This is a genomic window from Treponema endosymbiont of Eucomonympha sp. (genome assembly GCF_001028545.1).
In genome coordinates this window covers 1-448 of record NZ_BBPW01000651.1, presented here as the reverse complement: position 1 = coordinate 448, position 448 = coordinate 1, and the positions used below count along the sequence as shown (strand labels likewise).

The following is a 448-nucleotide window of genomic DNA, read 5'->3' as shown; positions in this document are numbered from 1 at the left end:
CGCTCAAATTTGATCGAAATGGGTATCTGTATCACGGTGTTATTAAAGCATTGGCTGACGGGCTCCGTAAAGTTGGAATTATATTCTAGGAAATAGTGTGGAACACAAAAATCGTATTCATAAAGTACAGATAAAAATTAAAGAAATAAAACGGGCAGATATAAATTCTTCACTCATTGCGCGGAATGTTGCCAGTCAGTTGGTAAATCGCGGATCATTTCGTAGAGCAATTAAGCAAGCAATAAACAATGCAGTAAAAGCCGGAGTACAGGGAATAAAAATTCGTATTTCAGGACGTATTGGTTGAGCAGAGAGGTCGCGTACTGAAGAACAAAAAGAAGGAAGAGTACGGCTTAATACACTTCGAGCGGATATGGACTATGGATTTGGCGAAGCACAAACCACCTTGGGCAAAATCGGTGTAAAAGTATGGGTATATCATGGTATG

General features: G+C 39.5%; 1 protein-coding gene and 1 pseudogene. Both read left to right on the top strand.

The genetic code is table 11. The features are described 5' to 3' along the window. Positions 1-89 (top strand): 50S ribosomal protein L18 (locus AWU74_RS11030; protein WP_306701123.1); only part of this gene is annotated, 89 nt, incomplete at its 5' end. A 32-nt stretch (positions 90-121) separates the two neighbouring features. Next, a pseudogene (gene rpsC / locus AWU74_RS11025) lies at positions 122-448 on the top strand (30S ribosomal protein S3); the annotation flags it as partial.